Annotated in this window: 18 protein-coding genes and 1 pseudogene; 12 read left to right on the top strand and 7 right to left on the bottom strand. The window is 44.0% G+C overall.

The annotated features are described in order from the left end of the window. Nucleotides 1–2,037 (top strand): BREX-1 system phosphatase PglZ type B, encoded by a 2,037-nt coding sequence (pglZ, locus tag RT644_RS03745; RefSeq protein ID WP_313625745.1) that lies wholly within the window; start codon nt 1–3, stop codon nt 2,035–2,037. 67 nt (nt 2,038–2,104) lie between these two features. On the opposite strand, the gene RT644_RS03750 is transcribed toward pglZ, so the two are convergent. Next, nucleotides 2,105–3,919, bottom strand: a complete 1,815-nt coding sequence (locus RT644_RS03750; protein ID WP_313625747.1) for a DEAD/DEAH box helicase family protein — start codon at nt 3,917–3,919, stop codon at nt 2,105–2,107. 81 nt (nt 3,920–4,000) lie between these two features. Continuing rightward, nucleotides 4,001–5,998, bottom strand: coding sequence for a DEAD/DEAH box helicase family protein (locus tag RT644_RS03755; protein WP_313625749.1), 1,998 nt, complete (start codon nt 5,996–5,998; stop codon nt 4,001–4,003). Between the two features lie 667 nt (nt 5,999–6,665). Here RT644_RS03755 and RT644_RS03760 point away from each other — a divergent pair. Further along, nucleotides 6,666–7,786 (top strand): IS3 family transposase gene (locus RT644_RS03760; protein ID WP_313625751.1). Its coding sequence is split into 2 segments (ribosomal slippage): nt 6,666–6,924 and nt 6,924–7,786, totalling 1,122 coding nucleotides; the frame shifts between segments, so codons are not numbered across the junction. Nucleotides 7,787–8,088: 302 nt separating this feature from the next. On the opposite strand, the gene RT644_RS03765 is transcribed toward RT644_RS03760, so the two are convergent. Beyond that, a complete protein-coding gene (locus tag RT644_RS03765) occupies nt 8,089–8,868 on the bottom strand; it encodes a hypothetical protein (RefSeq protein ID WP_313625753.1) in 780 nt (259 codons plus the stop codon). Between the two features lie 75 nt (nt 8,869–8,943). After that, a complete protein-coding gene (locus RT644_RS03770; RefSeq protein WP_313625755.1) occupies nt 8,944–9,090 on the bottom strand; it encodes a hypothetical protein in 147 nt (48 codons plus the stop codon). Nucleotides 9,091–9,575: 485 nt separating this feature from the next. Between RT644_RS03770 and RT644_RS03775 the strand changes: the two genes are divergently transcribed. Beyond that, the gene (locus RT644_RS03775; protein WP_313625757.1) at nt 9,576–10,925 is read left to right on the top strand and encodes a hypothetical protein; all 1,350 of its coding nucleotides are present in this window, start codon (nt 9,576–9,578) and stop codon (nt 10,923–10,925) included. A 29-nt stretch (nt 10,926–10,954) separates the two neighbouring features. Here the strand turns inward: RT644_RS03775 and RT644_RS03780 are convergent, their stop codons facing one another. From RT644_RS03780 to RT644_RS03790, 3 genes are read right to left on the bottom strand one after another with little or no spacing between them, the layout of a single operon-like run. Continuing rightward, nucleotides 10,955–11,977 carry a tyrosine-type recombinase/integrase gene (locus RT644_RS03780; protein ID WP_313625759.1) on the bottom strand — a complete coding sequence of 341 codons (1,023 nt, stop codon included), beginning with the start codon at nt 11,975–11,977 and terminating at the stop codon, nt 10,955–10,957. 2 nt (nt 11,978–11,979) lie between these two features. Next, nucleotides 11,980–12,888, bottom strand: coding sequence for a hypothetical protein (locus tag RT644_RS03785; protein ID WP_313625761.1), 909 nt, complete (start codon nt 12,886–12,888; stop codon nt 11,980–11,982). 9 nt (nt 12,889–12,897) lie between these two features. Beyond that, nucleotides 12,898–13,521, bottom strand: a complete 624-nt coding sequence (locus tag RT644_RS03790) for a phage repressor protein CI (protein ID WP_313625763.1) — start codon at nt 13,519–13,521, stop codon at nt 12,898–12,900. 98 nt (nt 13,522–13,619) lie between these two features. On the opposite strand from RT644_RS03790, the pseudogene RT644_RS03795 reads away from it, so the two are divergent. The 9 genes and pseudogenes from RT644_RS03795 (at nt 13,620) to RT644_RS03835 (ending at nt 18,224) form a co-directional block, all read left to right on the top strand. Beyond that, nucleotides 13,620–13,857: pseudogene (locus RT644_RS03795) on the top strand (regulator). Between the two features lie 34 nt (nt 13,858–13,891). Continuing rightward, the gene (locus RT644_RS03800) at nt 13,892–14,401 is read left to right on the top strand and encodes a phage regulatory CII family protein (RefSeq protein ID WP_313625765.1); all 510 of its coding nucleotides are present in this window, start codon (nt 13,892–13,894) and stop codon (nt 14,399–14,401) included. A 7-nt stretch (nt 14,402–14,408) separates the two neighbouring features. After that, the gene (locus RT644_RS03805) at nt 14,409–14,597 is read left to right on the top strand and encodes a phage filamentation protein Fil family protein (protein ID WP_313625767.1); all 189 of its coding nucleotides are present in this window, start codon (nt 14,409–14,411) and stop codon (nt 14,595–14,597) included. Next, nucleotides 14,561–14,899, top strand: coding sequence for a DUF5347 domain-containing protein (locus tag RT644_RS03810; protein WP_313625769.1), 339 nt, complete (start codon nt 14,561–14,563; stop codon nt 14,897–14,899). The genes RT644_RS03805 and RT644_RS03810 overlap by 37 nt, the downstream gene beginning before the upstream one ends. Before the next feature lie 67 nt (nt 14,900–14,966). Next, nucleotides 14,967–15,194 (top strand): DUF2732 domain-containing protein, encoded by a 228-nt coding sequence (locus RT644_RS03815; RefSeq protein ID WP_020455346.1) that lies wholly within the window; start codon nt 14,967–14,969, stop codon nt 15,192–15,194. Then, nucleotides 15,194–15,418, top strand: coding sequence for a TraR/DksA family transcriptional regulator (locus RT644_RS03820; RefSeq protein WP_045514317.1), 225 nt, complete (start codon nt 15,194–15,196; stop codon nt 15,416–15,418). The genes RT644_RS03815 and RT644_RS03820 overlap by 1 nt, the downstream gene beginning before the upstream one ends. Next, on the top strand, nt 15,415–15,690 hold the full coding sequence (locus tag RT644_RS03825) for a DUF3850 domain-containing protein (protein ID WP_313625772.1): 276 nt from the start codon (nt 15,415–15,417) through the stop codon (nt 15,688–15,690). Before RT644_RS03820 ends, RT644_RS03825 begins: the two co-directional genes overlap by 4 nt. Then, the gene (locus tag RT644_RS03830) at nt 15,687–17,909 is read left to right on the top strand and encodes a replication endonuclease (RefSeq protein ID WP_313625774.1); all 2,223 of its coding nucleotides are present in this window, start codon (nt 15,687–15,689) and stop codon (nt 17,907–17,909) included. The genes RT644_RS03825 and RT644_RS03830 overlap by 4 nt, the downstream gene beginning before the upstream one ends. Before the next feature lie 120 nt (nt 17,910–18,029). Beyond that, nucleotides 18,030–18,224 (top strand): hypothetical protein, encoded by a 195-nt coding sequence (locus tag RT644_RS03835; protein WP_313625776.1) that lies wholly within the window; start codon nt 18,030–18,032, stop codon nt 18,222–18,224. Nucleotides 18,225–18,299: the final 75 nt, after the last annotated feature.

Consider the following 18,299-nt stretch of genomic DNA (forward strand, 5'->3'; position numbering starts at 1 on the left):
ATGCAAGTAATTGATAAATTGATAGAGCAGCTACGAGGTAGTGCAAATTTTAATCCTGCGGTGCAAGAGGCCCCTGCAGCGGTTCTATGGACAGATGAAGCTTGCCAATGGCAAAGTGCTATGCCTTTGATTAAACAATTCATTCCCGAGCTGCTCGAGCTTGGTGAATATCAACCAGAGCAGCGGATTGGTCCGGCTATTTGGTTAAAGTGTGCCATTGCTGGGGTGTTGGAAGAGGTTATGTTACCTGAAGGTCGCACACCAATTATCTATCTTCCTAAAATTGGGCGAAAAGCGTTACGCGCTATCGAAGATTGTCCGGACTATTTACGACCTTTAGCTGAATTGCAATATCGAGGATGTTGGTGGGCCTATAATACAGCAGGTCGTGACTGGAGTATAAGTTCTTTTCTGACAAACCCACGCGTTGGGCTTGAATTAGACGTAGCAAAAGATAAAAACACATTAGAAATTATCCCCCAAATCTTGAAGGATCTTTTAGAATCCCGTATTGAAGACCTACAAGGAAAGCGGTTAGAGGCTAAAGATTTTCAATCATTAGTATTTAATGATCCTATTAAAGATCTTCTTGGGTGGCTGAATAATCCCGAAGATAAGCGTAAGCAGTGGGACGACAATAAATGGTCGCTTTTCAGTAATACTTGCTCAAGTCAGTTTGGTTATGAACCAACAGATGCTAATTATTCTCAAATGCTCGCATCCCTTTTATCTGCCCAAGGGGCGTGGCAAGAAGTGTGGCAGCGCTTTGAAGATACCGCACATAACCTATCAGGATTAATCCTTGTCCTTCGTGATGTAACCCCTGATTTAGCTGCTGATTTAAGTCATTATCCTATTGAAAATACTCGCGATGAAAAAAGCCTTGCCGATGCGCTTGCTGGCCTTCCTCAACTTGATGTAAACAAAGTTAGAGGAACTATCTGTTCACTATATCAACAGAATAAAGAGCGCGAAAGCTGGCTTTGGTATCGATTAGGAGAATCTAAATACCTCGAGATTTTGGCCCATCTGGCAAAAGTCGCTGAATTGACCCAGCAAGTGTTCAATCATCAGTCACCGGAAGAGATGGCAGAGCTATATCAGGAGTGCTTCTGGCAAGTCGATGCTGCAGCGTTGCAGGCCATGGCATTGGCAAAAGAACCGGGCCAACAGGAATTAGTCGCAAATGTATTAAAAATAATATATTCCCCTTGGTTGAACGAGGTATCGCTCAACTTCCAACAGTTGGTTAAAAGAAAAGGATATCCCGGGAATACTGAAATTAAGGAAGCGACAGCTACTTACCAGGTTAAAGGGATGGTAGTGTTTTTTGTAGATGGTTTGCGTTTTGATTGCGCTAAAGTATTAGAGCGTAAGCTTACTGCGCGTCATTTGATTATCGATACCAAAACACAATGGAGTGCTCTGCCATCTTTAACTGATACAGCGAAAGCTGCGGTTACTCCTGTTGCTGCACTTTTGAACGGTGCTTATGACACTCAGGATTTTAAGCCTTCAGTAGTGGCAACGGGTAGTGAGTTTAGTAGCTATCAATTAAAAAAAGCATTGGCACAACAGGGGTGGCAATACCTGGAAGGATTGGATACTGGTGAGCCTAATGGCTTAGCGTGGCTACAAACAGGTGACCTGGATAACCTGGGACATCAGCAGCAAAGAAAATTACCTCTTGGTATTGATGATGTTCTTGAAGAAATAGCTGATAGGGTTAGCTATTTGTTTGAAGCAGGATGGAAGCAAATCCGTATTGTCACGGATCATGGTTGGTTATGGCTTCCAGATCAATTACCTAAAGCAGATCTTGAAAAACCATTGGTTCGTAAGTACTTATCAAGATGTGCTATTCTCAAGGATAATGCCAGTACGAATTTGCCTCAGGTAGAGTGGTATTGGAATTCCTCAGTGTCACTTGCCATGGCTCCAGGCATCAGTGCATTTACTGCGGGAGATTACTACAATCATGGTGGCCTAAGTTTGCAAGAATGCCTGACACCTGTAATTAAAGTTACTAAGGACTAGAATTTTATTACTTAAAATAAGTTTCATCGAATATTTTCTAAAAGCCGCTTATAACGGCGGCTTTTAGCTATTTGAACACGCTGGAATTGTGGATGCGAGATAGCTGTTTTGTGGTTACTTTTTTTTGTTCTGTCACTCCACTAGAGTAGTTTCCGCGCTGATATAGCACCATAATCGTATCGTCATATTCACAACCTAAGGCTTCACTAATTTCCCGCATATCCTCTCGGTCCATGGCACGTTTGTAAGCATCTTTTTGTTTAGAAAGATTATAAATACTGAATACACACGCAACTATGAGTTTGTCAGCAGTGGTCTCTCCGCCACCAGGGTTAACAATTAAGTTGAATTCTACATCTTCACCCAGCTCCAGGCGTGAATTAAAATCCAGCACTCTGCTCTTCGCACAGCTCGGCGAGAAGTCATTATAGGTGACTCCATTTACCCACTGAGCTTTTATCCAGTTCCTATCATCACCTCTCATTGCACGACCAGCTTTAGGATAGGGCGCTCCTTCATTCAGGAATTCGTCACGAATTAATTTGATTGCCTCAAGCAGCTGTGGATCGTTGGTATAGGCGCTGAAATTAGCTTCGGGCTCAGACAATTTTCCAGGAATGACTAGGTAGCTTTGAGTTAGGAATGTTTCCGAATCATCACGTTTTTTGGTGATTACAGTTTCAGTAAAAGGGGTGATAAACATTCCTCGGTCAAAGCCTCTGACTTGATATTTCGCACAAATATCTTCAAATGAATACCGTAACCCATCGAAATCATTCAATTCATCGCTGGCCTCGAGATGATCAAGTAGTTCTGAATACGCTCGAACAGCTTCCAAGTTTGTAAAATGTTTCGCCTGAGTATTCTGGTGGTATCCACATGCTCTGCCAACGTTGGCTTGCACCACTGCGGCTATATTGGCAATAGAGCTATCCCATGTGTTTATTAGCGTGTTTTTCATTTCTTGGCCAAAGTTAATACCAGCGCGAAATCCAGCCACAGTTATAGCGATTATCTTTTCATCAAACATTGCTGCTGTTTCGTACGCTCGTTTGAAGTCATCGATAGATGAGAGTTCGTGATCGTCAACGCCAACAAGCTTTTGACCTATGATTAAGATTTGCTCCTCATCTACACCTTGATTAATCAGTACTTGTTTGGCTGTGTTTGCTTGACTTGATGGAACCCTAATTAGTGACCAGCCTACGCCCTGATGTTCTTTAAACTGGCGTATAAAGCGCTTTTGTAGCAGTGAATCTTCACAAAAATCGCGCTGATCATCATCAAGTTTGACCAGCTGGTTACCGCGATGCATTTGTCGAATGCCATGATATTCATCGCTAGCTTTGTGAAATACCAAAGACGTATTGAAGCTGTGACGTAGAATGGAATCTTCGCTAGCTGAGTAGAGTGAGCTAAATGGAGTTGCGGAAATAAATACAACTTTACAGTCTACATTATCTTGTTCCAGGTAATTAAATACCTTTTCATAGCGAACACTATCAATGCCAGAACCATAGTGACACTCATCGATGATGATGAGCTTAGGTGGTTGGCGCTTAAAATCCGATTTAAGCGCATTATCTATATTTGTGAAGTTACTAACAACGACATTTTTGCAGGGTGCAAGGTCACGCTTTGCTTGCTCTTGAAGTGCCAGATCTGCCATTGTCACAAGATATAAAGTATCTTTTAAGTATTTCCGGTTAGCCAATAATTCATCGGGTAAAGATAGTCTCTGAAGGCAGGCAAGGGCAAGAGCGACACCTGATTTTCCTGACTGCATTTCCGCAATAAGGATCACTGCTTTTGAACCAGAGTTCAATTTAGTAAATGCTTTCTCAGCAGCGTTGCGTTGGTGTTCAAAAGTATTTTCAGCCATTGAGCTCTGGACATAGTTGCGATACTTATTTGAGCTATTCATATGTCAATATAAAGTTTAGGGGGCATGCAGCCCCTTGTATTAATAAGTAGATTCTACTTTGTCAGAGAAATGGGATTCATCGCTAAGCTCACCTGACTGCTCAGGAAGTTCGTTGTGCTGTTTCTTAGCAAGAGTACGTTCAAGGTCATACTCACCGCGCTTGTAGATAACAAGTAGAGTGTCATCATGCTCAACACTAAAGTAGTCGCACATCTCCCAAACATCTTCAAGAGTCATAATTTTCTTTGCGACATTTCGGCGAGAAATGTTGTAAACGCTAAAAATGGTTGCTACCACAAACTTATCTTCAGATAACTCTCCGGAACCAGGTGCTACAACGCGGTTAAACTCTAAATATTCCCCATTATCAATTTGTTGGGTGTGGGTTTTAGTTTTTTCTTTTTGAGTTCCGTCAGCGCGTGCCTTCTCAGGGTTATTGTAACTATCCCCATTGACCCAATGTGCCTTGATCCAGTTCTTGCCTTTACCTCGCATAGCTCGATTACCTTTGACGCTTGGCACACCTTTAATCGTGAACTCTTTGCGAATAATATCGATCGCCTGAAGAAGATACTTATCTTTGGTGTACTCGGTGAACTCTGCATCATCGTCAAGAAGTTTTGCGGGTACAGCAATGTAGCTATCAGTTTTATACGTTTCAACATCACCGATTGGGCGACGACGTTTGTATTTGATAGTTAACCCAACATCCAAACCGTTGACATGGTATTCCTGGCACACATCTTCAAAAAATTCTTTTAACCCTTCGAAATCAGACGCTGCTTGGTCAGAGCAGGTGTTTTCAAGATGGTCAAGGATACAAGCATAAGCCTCAGCTGCATTTAAGTTAGTGAAATGAGTTGAAGAGTTGTTTTCATGGTAACCACACGCCCTGCCAATGTTGGCTTGCACCACTGCGGCCACACTGGCAACTGTACTATCCCACGTCGAGATGAGATTATTTTTCATCATCGCACCGAAGTTGATCCCAGCTCGAGCTCCAGCAACCGTAATAGCGATTAGTTTTTCTTCGAACAACTGAGCATCATCAAACTCCTTTTTGAATTGCTCAATGCTGCAATGTTCATCTTCTGGTACCCCAGCTAATGAATTACCAATAATGTAAACAGCATTCTCATCGATGCCTTGCGATATGAGAAACTGCTTAGCTTCCATCGCCAAACCAGCGGGCACCCTTACGAGTGACCATCCCATACCTTTATGACTCAGAAATTGTTGAACAAACTCATCGCGTTGAACGGACTTGCAAAGGAAGTTACGACTTTCATCCTCAAGGCCTTTGACCTTACTATTCATTAGCATCTCTCGGACGCCGTAGTATTCATCGCTAGTTTTGTGGAATACCAGACGGGTGTTAAAGTCTCGACGCAAGATTGAGTCTTTTAGGGCCGCTTCAGCAACATTTCGGGCTTGAGTTAATAGTTCTGCATCATTATCATTCTTGGCTTCTTGTTGAAGTTCTAGAGCTTCTTGATATTCAGTCTCTGCTCCATAGAGAGCACCGAAGGGGGTGGCTGAGATGAAGACGACTTTACAACTATCGTTCTCTTGTTCCAGGTAGTCGAAGATCCTACTGTATCGAACAGCAGTGACATTTGAGCCATAGTGACATTCATCAATAATAATTAGCTTAGGTGGATTGCCTTTAAATTCATTTTCCAATGCCTTTTCGAAGTTCACAAAATTACTGACGACAACATTCTTGGCAAGCCTGAGGTCTTCTTCAGCTTGTTCTTTGAGGGCGGTATCAGGCATTGTAACCAGGTAAAGTGTGTCTTTTAGCTGCTTACGGTTGCAAATATCTGTCTCGGAGAGACTTAATCGCTGTAAGCAACACAGGGCTAGCGAAATGCCTGATTTACCTGCCTGCATTTCGGCGGCTGTCACTACTGCTCGCACATTGCCAGTTAAAGCATCAAATACTTTGGTAGCTGCTGTTACTTGGTGCTGATGTAGCGCTTCGCTCTGAAGAACAGAAAGTACTAGTTGTCGATGTTTTTGTGCTTGTGCGTTCAACTTTACATCCTGATTTTGTTTACGTTATTAATACTCGTAAGTGGTGTTTAGTTATCATGCGATAGAGTTCTATGTAACCAAACACTACGCAGATGCAAATGTTGACAGCTCTACACACCGACTTTCCTGAATAAAGTTTGGTCTGGAAGCTTAGGGAACAGGTTTTTTGTTCTTATGGATGTCATTATGAGCGTTTTTTCTAGCTATTAAAGTGTAATATCTTCGTTTTGTTAAGCCTGTTGATGACCCACGCAACAGCGTGATTGTTTGATTCGTCGATCTGCCCCTCCCTCCTAACATGCATAGCTGAGCTTTATGCATAAAGTGATGTGGTGGACGCCCCTCCCTAAGGTTGTCACTGGCTGCAAACCCTGCAAGCGCAGGCGGCATCACCAAAGCCCAAATGGGCCGTCATAAAAGTTACAGTAGGGAGTACAAAGTGGTGCTAGAAAATGCTGCTGGCGGTATACTTGCGGCCCAGGCGCTACCATACCTGACCGCACTTCTTTGATGCTTGTGCAAAATCATTTGAACGCCCTGATTATAGTTCCCAGTAGAGTCCCCCGCACAAGTTAACGGGAATGCGTTAATGTGTTTGACCTGCTCCCCGTTGATTAATACACCGCGATGTTAGTAATGTCTTCATAAGCCACATGAGGACATCCCCATGAAGAAGCGTTTTTCCGACGAACAGATCATCAGTATCCTCCGCGAGGCTGAAGCCGGGGTTTCTGCCCGTGAGCTCTGCCGTAAGCACGCCATTTCCGACGCCACCTTTTACACCTGGCGTAAGAAGTATGGCGGTATGGAGGTGCCCGAGGTTAAGCGCCTGAAGTCGCTTGAGGAAGAGAACGTCAGGCTCAGGAAGCTGCCTGCCGAAGCCATGCTGGATAAGGAGGCGCTTCAGGTGGCTCTGGGGCGAAAGTACTGACGACAGGCCAGAAGCGGGAAGCCGTGGTGTTGATGTGTGATGCGACCGGTCTGTCGCAACGTCGTGCCTGCCGGCTTACAGGTTTGTCCCTGTCGACCTGCCGTTATGATGCTCAGCGTCCGGCTGCTGATGCACATTTATCAGGGCGTATTACTGCGCTGGCGCTTGAACGCAGACGTTTTGGTTATCGGCGCATCTGGCAGTTGCTGCGTAGGGAGGGCCTTCACGTCAATCACAAGCGGGTATACCGTATTTACCACCTTAATGGACTGAGCGTAAAACGCAGACGGCGCCGTAAGGGGCTGGCGACCGAGCGGTTTCCACTTCTGCGCCCGGATGCACCGAACCTTACATGGTCGATGGATTTCGTTATGGACGCACTGGCTAACGGTCGCAGGATCAAGTGCCTGACCTGTGTGGATGATTTCACGAAGGAGTGTCTGACGATCACCGCTGCTTTCGGTATTTCAGGCGTTCAGGTCACGCGTATTCTGGACAGCATCGCGTTGTTTCGGGGGTATCCGACGACAACAAGAACCGATCAGGGCCCGGAATTTACCTGCCGCGCGCTCGATCAATGGGCCTTTGAGCATAGTGTGGAACTACGGCTTATCCAGCCAGGTAAGCCAACGCAGAACGGATTTATTGAGAGTTTTAACGGACGTTTTCGCGATGAGTGTCTGAATGAACACTGGTTCAGCGATATTCTTCATGCCCGGAAAACGATTAATGACTGGCGGCAGGATTATAACGAGTGTCGTCCCCATTCATCACTGGATTACCAGACACCAGCTGAATTCGCAACGGACTGGCGAAACAGGAAATATGAAGAAAAACCAACCGATATTACTAACTGAAGGTTGTATCTAATCCCGGGGGGCAGGTCAGAAATGGCCCGTAAGGTTGCCGAAACAGAAAGTGAAGATGGCTGGCCACCATCTCATCAGGCTGAGGGATAAAACATGATTAATGGAGAACTAGTGTTGCTTGAAATGGCTTGCAAGCAGGGTCACGGACGGAACGGGCAGGATCGGCTAATCATCCGCCCTCCTTCACAACGTTCCGCCTATTTAAGAAAGGCACAGTCCGCTGATCAATATTTTTGAATATCAATGGAAAAAACATCTAAACAATATTGCTAAAATATTCCGTTTAGAAATTAATTAACAGTTTTTGTGATTTTCATTATCCCGCTGATATATTCATTAACTTCATCTTTTTTAGGCTCTCTGTCTTTATTATGATCACATAAATTTCTTATATCGCCGAGGTGCTGTATGAATCTCCATGTGGTAGTGTCGGTAATATCATTATCTTTGAGAGCTTGATTATATTCTGAAATTGATGGATTGGATTTTTTTTGTTTGATTTTATGAACTGAACAAACATGGGCTAAATGTTTTTCAAGCACCACGCCGGCCACTGCACCCGCAGCACGGATAAACCCTTTTTTATTTAATTCGTTAGCCGTATCAAGTTCAGAGTCGTAAATATCAGCCTGAAGAATCTCTTTAATATCAAACAGTGCACTTTTAAATCTTTCTCTTGCAGAGTTAAGTATCTTTGACTGAATTATCATCTTTGGAATGGCATCTTCAGGTCCACGGGTCCTATTGCCATTGACAATGTTTATGAGATAATCAGAAATGGTGTAGTTAGAATAACTTAACTCTTTTCTTTTTGGATCTGCTTTATAAAGGGATTCGAATTCACTCAGTCGTTCAGGAATGATTTGAGATATTACCCTATATGCTTTTGTATACCAGCGCTGATACTCTTGATGTACAGATACAAATTCCCATCCTTTTTCAGTAATTTTTTTTATTGCATCTTCATCAAGCTGATCTTGCTCTTTGTACATTGAATAAACTAATTGTGTGCCCATTTTATCCAAATCGGTTAATTCTTTTTTCAACTGTTCGAATTTGGTAGTCATCATTGACCTCAATATAGAGAAGGAAAGGATGTCAAAACAAGGTGGCCTAACTTTCGTTAGGCCGGGCTTGTTACGCCATCATTTACGCAGCAGGAAAACCAGAGCGATACTTACAGGTATAACAAGAGAGGCATGAAGCCCAACACTTGCCAGAGCCAAGATAAGACCGCTCATAGCACAGATACGTTTAGACAGCAGGTCTGAGCCCTTTTCGACAGTATCCATAGAATACTCCTTGAGGTTGCCTATGAGGGGGCACTCAAACCCGTAGCACTTCTTAAATTTCAGTTGAACGGCTGCTACGACCCAACTGTAGAACACTGAGGAATACTCGGTTATACCTTACTGCGGTATCCTATGGGTATCCTAGAAAAGCAAGAGGACTTACAATATATCTAAGTCCTTGAAAAATGGTGGCCCCTGTTGGGTTTGAACCAACGACCAAGCGATTATGAGTCCCAACCTAAAATCTTAAAAAAACAAGTATTTATAAATTTATCAACGGCTTAAAACTTCGAATAGTGAAGAATGATGCAGCATAGTGATTAGGTCTGCTGCCATTTTGCTGCCAATCCTCTCGCTTCCTTGAGTGGCAGAAAAGCCTACTCAAATTTTTAGTACAGGCAGAAAAAACATTGAATTCGTATTGCAATTGGCCGATCGTATTTACAATTAAATGTCACTTTTTTTGATACTGATAAGGGGTTGAAATGTCAAGTCTAAGGGATATGGAAGAGCTTATAAGTGATATTGTTGATGTGGAATTAAAAGAGTATATGCGCGAAGCATTAACATGCTACATGACCGGAGCTCACCGGGCATGCATCGTTTTATCATTCATCGCCATATTTGAAGATTTATTAAAGAAATTGGACGGCTTAGCATCCACAAATAAAACAGCTAGAGCTATATTGACTGATGTTAATAAAAAAAGAGAAGAGCAGAAGGTGTACGAGAATGACTTACTGAATAAACTAAAAGCTGAAAAAATACTTACTGAGTTAGATGCTGATTTCCTCTCTGTGTTGAGAACTCTAAGAAATAAAGCTGCTCACCCTTCTGGTCACAAGCCAACGGCTGAAGAGGCAAGATATGTTTATTCTGAGACTATTAGACTATTCCTTTCTAAGCCAGTGCTTTCAACCACCCAAGTGGCAGACCAAATACTATCAAAGCTAACAAATGCATATTTGTTTCCCACTACAAATATACAAGATCATGCTACTGTAGTTAACGATGGTGTTAAAACTCTACATCCCGATGGTTATCCTTACCTATTAAAAAAACTAATTGAATCATTGAATGATGCTAATGAGGTGGTAAAAAATAATGCTAAGAGATATTTACTGGGATTGTCGAGTAAGCCTCTTAATCAAGATGTTTTAGAGCAAATAAAAAAACAAGTTTTAGAAGAGAGTAGCTCAGATGAAGGTAAGGGACAGTTGTTAATGGAATGTATTTCAGCAAATGCAAATTTGTTGAATGGGTTGGATGAAATAGTCTATTTAAGATTAAATAAAATGTTCGGGGATATAATAAGAACTACCAAAACAGCAGACCAACATACATACTTGAAACATCCTGTTCAGATAGTAAAAAGTATTCTATGCATAGATAAATCTTTAATTGATAAATACTTCAAGGCTAATATCGATGATGTTCTGAAGGTATATAAATTTAGCCCTGTGTTAATGGGTTTTATAGGGGGTAAAGATTGGGCAAGGAATAAGTTAATAATTAATATATTTGAAATGGCCGGTTCCTCTACCTTTGATGAGGCAAATTCTTTCGCTAAAAGTGCCGGTGCCTATGATAAAGATATTGCTGCTCTTATGAGTGATATAGAATGTTTTGAATTAATTGTTCATGTATGCGATGCAGCTATTTGGGGCTCTTACGGGGCGGACGGAATGATGAAGGGTAGATTTAACAATATACCAAGAATAAAAGAAAAAGCTATAAAAGCTCTTCAAAATAGAACAAAAGATTGCCAAGATTTAATTGAAAAAATAAAGCCTGATTTGCCTGAGGCTAGTGTTTTCGAGAAAGATGTCCTTTGATTTTTTTAAAGGGCGTTGATTTCGCCCTTTTATTGTAATGAGATAAGATTTAGAGGATTCAACTCTACAGCTTCTGTCAGATGGTCTGGAGCAAAATGTGCATAGCGCATTGTCACTTTTATATCCGTATGACCAAGGATGCGCTGGAGTACGAGAATATTGCCTCCACGCATCATGAAATGGCTTGCGAAAGTATGCCTCAATACGTGCGACATTTGGCCGTCAGGTAGTTCAATTCCTGTGCGTTTTAAAGCTCCCCTGAAAGCAGAATAGCAGCCGATAAATACTGGTTTTGATGTTCTTACTTTAGGTAGTATTTCGAAAAGCTCATCACTAATTGGAACGGATCTATTTTTCTTACCCTTTGTTTTTATAAAGGTAATCTTCCCTGGACTGATTTGCTTCCCGGTTAGAGACTCAGCCTCGCCCCAACGCGCACCTGTCGCAAGGCAAATTTTTACTATAGTTACTAAATCTTCCGCTTTGCTCTTCTCGCACTCAGCTAAAAGTTGTCTAACTTCTTCAATTGTTAACCAAGCCAGCTCAACCTCATCAATTTTAAATTCTCTGATGTTTTCAAGCGGGTTCGGTGCATTCCAATCGTCAAGCCGTTTTAGTTCATTGAACATCGCACGAAAATACGCCAGTTCAAGATTTACTGTGCGGGGAGTAACTGCCTTTACGCGATCAGAGCGAGTTATTTTTCCACTCAAACGTTGCTCGCGGTAGGTTGCAAAAAGCTTAGCGTTAAATTCTGTAGCAAGAGGGTTACCCATAGCTAAGCAGGCAAACTCCATAGCACCTTTGCGCTTGATTCCATCAGACAGGGTTACTCCATGCGCATTGAACCAGGTCTCAACCAGATCCGTAACGCGTCGTTTATCTGGTTTCTCTCCTAGCCAGGGTTTTTCCTGTGTCTGATCTTTTATATGGCGTTCGAATGCCAGCGCCTCACCTTTCGTTGCAAACTGACGACGAATACGCCTCCCGTCTCTACCATTGGGGAAAATCTGAGCCTGCCATTTACCATTAGATAATTTTGAAACAGCCATAATTAGAACGGTATGTCATCCTCGATGATTTTTGACAGATAAGGTGAATTAATGCTGACTTTTGACAGGGTTCTACCTAGCTTGAATTGTAGATGCTCTTTTCCATTTTTATCTAGGATTAAACCCTGTAATGTACCGATATTTTTATTTTCTAAAGTATCATAATATAGATTCCCTATAAGGCTTTCAATAGGATAGAAATCAAGTTGGTCCTTGAGTGACTCTCCTATATTTGAGTATCTTTTAGCATCGTCAACGGAAATTAAGGAGCTATTTACATTATTCATCGATTGTTTTGGTGGGTTCAGCTTCTGCTCCAACTCTTTTATCGCTTTGAATAAGAGGGAATTTTCTTGACTTAATACTGTTTTCTCACCAACTTGGGCTGGCTGAATCCTTAATAGCTGTACGATTGAGTTAATATCATTACTATCTGCGCCATAAGTTGAGTTCAGCGCCGAAGATATTGATTGAACGTTTAGTTGTGCATTATCTATTCGTAATGAACTATCATACTCAAAATAACGAAAAGCTTGCACATCAAATGGGCTCGTTGTTTTTTCGTCTTTAATTAATACCGTTTTTTTATTAAAGGCTTGCCTTAACCCAAGCTCATACATCACGTTAGGATTACGCCCGCTTAAGTCACATATGGCAATATCGCATTCAATAATTTTGCGGAGTATATCTAATACAATGAAGTTAGAACTTGTGACATCATCAGCCCGTATTGGATTAAAACCAGCAAGATTACAAGATGGCTTAATTATATGATTGTAGACTCGGTCAAAATGCCTTGATTCATAGCCTTGCATATCTGCGATTGGCATAATTACAAAGCAACTTGGTTTATCCTTATCTGCTTTATTAATAGCAGCTTTTTCTTGATCTTTCTCAGGGGATGTAGTCATGCTAAATCCTTAATCGATAAATTCAGTTTTAGTAATAATTTTACCAAGGACCTTAACATCAGAGGCTCCGCATTCAAATGATGCCTTGCCGTTCTCGATCCTTACACGGCCACCTGGAAATCTGTAAATTTCTCTTACACTGGCTAATTTGTCGAATTCTATTAGCCACAGACCATCTGTTACCTCACCTTCATACTTATCGACTAAATAGCGAGACTTGTCTGTTGAGACAACAAATGGTTCAGTTAACCCTTCTGGAATTTCGCTGTTGTCATAAACAATTTCGTTTTGTGATGTCAACAACCCATTTGTGATTTTAAAATATTTCAAAATAGTTGCACGTTCATCTTTGCCGTCCTCAAACATCATTCCTTCACCACAACTCAGCCAAAGAAGCGAAGCACTGGTTTCAAGGCTGCAAATAACAACCCAATCAGCTGGAAATGTATCTCTTGCATACCGATTAGCCATGGTGCTTTGTGAAATATCTAAGTGATTGCAAAAAGCCTGTCGTGAAGAGAAACCATATGCTTTAAGTATGCGTTCTATAACCTTTTGTCCCCCATGGTTTTTCATGATCGAGGATTTCAACTCATTTTTAATATGGCGAATTGTGATTTTATGTGTTGACATTGGCGTTTTGTGATCCTATTCTCCGATCTGTGAATGTTTGAATAGTTTTGAAAACTATTAAATAGTTTTGACAATACCCAAACTTAGGATAGTGCATCATGAATCGTAATTTTTCAATGCGTCCCTGCTTCAACCTTGTAGTGTCTGAGCCATACATCACTATTGATGAGTTTTGCCGCCGAACCGGCTACAAGCTTAGCTATGCCCGCCAAATGATTCGTGAGGGCAGACTTCCAATCCGTAAAAAAACAAGGCGTTAACAGCCTTATCGAAGTGAACCTGTTCGCCCTGACGGTGGAAGCGGCTCAGGGCTGCGAAATCACAATGCAAGCCTGATAAATCCATTTTGGGATATAAAGGAATTTCCAACATGTTAGATTTTCGCGTTTCGTCACATACACACTTTGATGACGCTTGCAGAAAATTCGCGACTACTCACAACGTGAAAGAGCTGGCTGTTAAGGCAAGTATCAAGCCGCACACTCTTTACAACAAACTCAACCCGGAACAACCGCACCAGTTAACACCACGTGAAATCTGGTTGCTGACAGACCTCACCGAAGATTCAACGCTGGTTGATGGTTTTCTGGCTCAGCTCCATTGCTTGCCGTGTGTGCCGGTTAATGAGCTGGCGAAGGACAAGATGCAAACCTACGTCATGCGTGCAATGGCTGAGCTTGGCGACCTGGCGGGCGGCGCAGTGTCAACAGAGCGATTAACCCAGACAAAAAAATACAGAATGGTTGAAAACGTTAATTCTGGTATCCGCATGCTTTCGCTGACCGCGCTCGCATTACAGGCGCGCCTCCAGGCTAACCCGGCAATGTCCAGTGTCGTCGATACCGTTAGCGGCCTAGGCGCGTCATTTGGCCTGATATGAGGTGAGGATGAATAACGAACCTTCATTCGCGTCTTTACTCGTTAAGCAAAGCCCTGCCATGCATTACGGACACGGCTGGATTGTGGGCGAGAACGGTCAGCGCTGGCATCCGGTGCGCTCACAAACTCAGGCAAAGCCTGTTTCTTTCAAGGGGGCTGCATGGCTATCGAAGCTGTTTCCGCAACGGTTCCGCTAAGCACTGGCGCGCGTATGGCCGGCCTGAATCATATCGCCGAAATACGCGGGCGTTTCTGGGGGGATAGCTGGAAAGAGGTCGAGCAATTCGTCGCGAATATGCGCGATACACGCGACCCACAGCATGAAGACAACGAGCGTGCACTGGCCGCTATTTTCTTTCTGGCAAAAATACCGGCAGTTCGTCACGGGCTCAAATTAAGTGAGCTGACTACTGACGAGAAAAAAGCGCTTATTTCAGCAATGAACCATTTTCGCGCAGTCGTGAGCTTATTTCCCAAACGGCTAACCATGCCGAATTAATATCAACAGAAATTTAATGGCGTAAACCCGCCGGGCATTTCTTTGCCCAAATTCAGGAGAAAGCAAAATGCAAAATATCGAAACCCGCAATTTTGAAGCTGATAACGATGTACTGGTCAGCTTGCTTAATAAAGCTAAAAACGAAGAGCGCCGAGACCGCGCTTTAGCCGTGTCTATCCGTCTTGAGGCGTTGGCTATCCATATCACTAAAAAAGGCCTGAGCGGTAAAGAAGCTGCGGAACTGCTGCGCCTTGAAGCCGTTCGCTACGAAAACGAATCTCAGGAGCTTCACTGATGGCCGATGCAATGGATCACATCCAGCAGCGCGAGCAGGAAGAACGCGAGCGCCACATCAACAACGCGCGCAGCCGTATAAGCGCGCCATCTCGTTTTATTTGCGAAGAGTGTGAATCACCAATCCCTGAAGCCCGTCGCATGGCGATTTATGGCGTATCGCTTTGCGTGACCTGCCAGCAAATGCTCGAACTCAAAAACAAGCATTACAGGGGGGCAATTTGAGCAAGACGCACAACCTCAAAACACAACCTGAACATTTTCGGGATGTTCTTCTCGGTATTAAAAAAGCTGAGCTACGTCTCGCCGACCGTGATTTCGCGGTCGGGGATTCGCTCTGTCTGAATGAATATGGCGAGTCAGAACATGATGCAAATCTTGTCGGGTTTACAGGTGCTTTTATTTTCGTGCGGATTACCCATATCACTGATGTCAGCGAATGGGCGCCGGGATATGTGATGTTAAGCATTGAGCGCCGCCAGGCCAGCGCAACATGACGGTAAACGTAACCTATGCCTGGCCGTGGAACTCGCCACGGTCAGCCATCGCCAGCCCTTATCTGACCTACGCCGAACAGCATCGCCGCGATCATATGATTGCGGCGTTGCTTCATGCCCGCAAGGCGTTATCGCTTCAGCCTGAATGCGTCCGTTATGACGTGTACCGCACCGCCGCCACTCTGGAACAACATCACGACAGCCAGCGAGCCAATGCCTTTTTAATCAGCTTTTGCAAAAAAGCATTGCCGCGCCTTGAGCTGGTCGCAAAAAAATATAAGTCCACCGGCATTAATCACGATGTATCTGCCGCCATTTTTAACAGCCATTTTGATACCGGCGTGTTGCAATATCTGGCCTCACGCCTGGTGAATATGGTGGCGCGGTTTAACCGGCTCCCGGATATGTCGAAAGCCGATATTGACCTCCTTGCCGCCGACATCGCGAATTTTATTCGCGGTGAGCTGGCGAATAATGACGACACCGATGCCGGAGAACTTAAGGCGCTTTATCGCTGGTATATGCGCGCCGGTATGATTGCGATGCAATTCAATATCACTCCGCCTAATTGGGAGCGCGTTACAAACAAATATGTCGGCCAGGATGAGATCGCACCGGCGGTAATGCGCATGTTTAATGAAACGTGGTGGCGTGGCCGCTTGCGCCGTGTTGCATCTGCCTGGCGCGAACATCTGCAAATTGCCGTTGGCAACGTCAGCAAGAAAAAACACGCCTATGCCAGCAAATCATGCGTGACAGACTGGCGCGAGCAAAAGCGCCGAACCCGCGAATTTCTGAAAGGTCTGGAGCTGGAAGACGAGGACGGCAACCGCATCAGCCTGATTGAAAAATACGACGGCTCTGTCGCTAATCCGGCCATTCGCCGCTGCGAGCTGATGACCCGCATTCGTGGGTTCGAAAATATCTGTAATGAGCTTGGTTATGTCGGTGAATTTTATACGCTGACCGCACCGTCGAAATATCACGCCACAACTAAAGCGGGCTACCGTAATCACAAATGGAACGGTGCGAGTCCGTCCGATACGCAGAATTATTTAACCTCTCTCTGGGCGCGCATCCGCGCCAAACTTCACCGCGAAGAAATCCGTATTTTTGGCATCCGCGTCGCCGAGCCACATCACGACGCCACACCACACTGGCACATGTTGATGTTTATGCTGCCGGAAGATGTCGAGCGTGTTCGCAGGGTTATTCGTGATTATGCGTGGCAGGAAGATGAGAGCGAGCTCAGCAGCGATAAAGCCAGAAAAGCCCGTTTTCACGCCGAGGCTATCGACCCGGAGAAAGGCAGCGCTACGGGGTACGTTGCTAAATACATTTCCAAGAATATTGACGGTTATGCGCTTGATGGCGAGAAAGATGATGAAAGCGGCGAGCTGTTGAAAGAGACGGCTCCCGCTGTTTCAGCCTGGGCGGCTCGCTGGCACATCCGGCAATTCCAGTTTATCGGTGGCGCGCCTGTGACGGTATACCGCGAATTGCGTCGTCTGGCTGACACTGAAACCGCCCACGGTCTTAGCGTGGAATTTGCCGCCGTTCATGACGCCGCTGATGCTGGTGACTGGGCGGGCTATGTCAACGCGCAGGGCGGCGCGTTTGTCCGTCGTGATGATTTACAGGTGCGCACGCTCTATGAGTCTCGCGCCGAGTTTAACCAGTATGGCGAGGAGACTGTCTGCATTCGTGGCGTGTACGACGTCACAGTCGGTACAGGTTCACCGATTCTGACCCGCCTCACTCAGTGGAAGATTGTCCCGAAACGCGCTGTTGATTTGGTCGTTGACCTTAAGGGCGCGACCGCGCCCTCTCGGAGTTCTGTCAATAACTGTACGGGGAGCGAAAGCGATCCACCGACGCTGGATTTATCAAAACCATTAAATCGATATCAGAGACGGCAGTTAACTAACAGGTTAAGGGATAAAAAGCCGACCGAGCGCCGCAATTTTATCCACGGAACGCCAGCGCAGGATGGAGCGATAACAAGGACGATTGACGAAATACAGCTTTTAACCGGCATCACTATAAGCCGGTGCGAAGCGCTGCACTTAATGGCGCATGGCAAAAGTTGTTTTAACGGAAAATGGTGTCGGGGATCCGAAGCGGGAGAGGTTTTTTCTACCGCCCCACCTTTTTTTGCAAAGGCTAAGGAAATCCTTGCCCGTGTTGCCGTTTTGTCTGGAATGGTGAAAGAAAACTGAGAAGACGTTCAAATTTATATCTCAAAGATACAAAGGGTTATGGTTGATTTTTTTATTTCACTTTGTACAAACAATCATTATACTGTATGTTTATACAGTATCTCATGTGGGAGAAGTTTTGTGAGAAACGAATTAAAAGAACAGGTCATGCTTGAGCGTGTTGAGTTGATTGCGCGTCTGACTACTGAGGGAGCGTGCCATGAAAGGGATCGCGAAATAGCACTGAATTTAATCGCAGAATTAGCGAGTGGTAATTTAATGAAAAACAATGCATTTTCTATTGCTTTTTCAGCTATTCCTTTGGAAAAACAATAAATAATAATTAAATTGCCGCGTCATTGATTATGTGGGATTTAGATGCATCGGGCTGAGTTAGAGAACCCCGCAATA

This window comes from Kosakonia sp. (assembly GCF_032104925.1).
In the GTDB taxonomy this organism is placed as follows: Bacteria; Pseudomonadota; Gammaproteobacteria; order Enterobacterales; family Enterobacteriaceae; genus Kosakonia.

Excerpts from the sequence above, each read along its gene's own strand:
- pglZ (WP_313625745.1), top strand. The coding sequence starts at position 1 with ATGCAAGTAATTGATAAATTGATAGAGCAGCTACGAGGTAGTGCAAAT.
- RT644_RS03750 (WP_313625747.1), bottom strand. The coding sequence starts at position 3,919 with ATGGCTGAAAATACTTTTGAACACCAACGCAACGCTGCTGAGAAAGCA.
- RT644_RS03765 (WP_313625753.1), bottom strand. The coding sequence starts at position 8,868 with ATGATGACTACCAAATTCGAACAGTTGAAAAAAGAATTAACCGATTTG.
- RT644_RS03770 (WP_313625755.1), bottom strand. The coding sequence starts at position 9,090 with ATGGATACTGTCGAAAAGGGCTCAGACCTGCTGTCTAAACGTATCTGT.
- RT644_RS03775 (WP_313625757.1), top strand. The coding sequence starts at position 9,576 with ATGTCAAGTCTAAGGGATATGGAAGAGCTTATAAGTGATATTGTTGAT.
- RT644_RS03780 (WP_313625759.1), bottom strand. The coding sequence starts at position 11,977 with ATGGCTGTTTCAAAATTATCTAATGGTAAATGGCAGGCTCAGATTTTC.
- RT644_RS03785 (WP_313625761.1), bottom strand. The coding sequence starts at position 12,888 with ATGACTACATCCCCTGAGAAAGATCAAGAAAAAGCTGCTATTAATAAA.
- RT644_RS03790 (WP_313625763.1), bottom strand. The coding sequence starts at position 13,521 with ATGTCAACACATAAAATCACAATTCGCCATATTAAAAATGAGTTGAAA.
- RT644_RS03800 (WP_313625765.1), top strand. The coding sequence starts at position 13,892 with ATGTTAGATTTTCGCGTTTCGTCACATACACACTTTGATGACGCTTGC.
- RT644_RS03805 (WP_313625767.1), top strand. The coding sequence starts at position 14,409 with ATGAATAACGAACCTTCATTCGCGTCTTTACTCGTTAAGCAAAGCCCT.
- RT644_RS03810 (WP_313625769.1), top strand. The coding sequence starts at position 14,561 with ATGGCTATCGAAGCTGTTTCCGCAACGGTTCCGCTAAGCACTGGCGCG.
- RT644_RS03815 (WP_020455346.1), top strand. The coding sequence starts at position 14,967 with ATGCAAAATATCGAAACCCGCAATTTTGAAGCTGATAACGATGTACTG.
- RT644_RS03820 (WP_045514317.1), top strand. The coding sequence starts at position 15,194 with ATGGCCGATGCAATGGATCACATCCAGCAGCGCGAGCAGGAAGAACGC.
- RT644_RS03830 (WP_313625774.1), top strand. The coding sequence starts at position 15,687 with ATGACGGTAAACGTAACCTATGCCTGGCCGTGGAACTCGCCACGGTCA.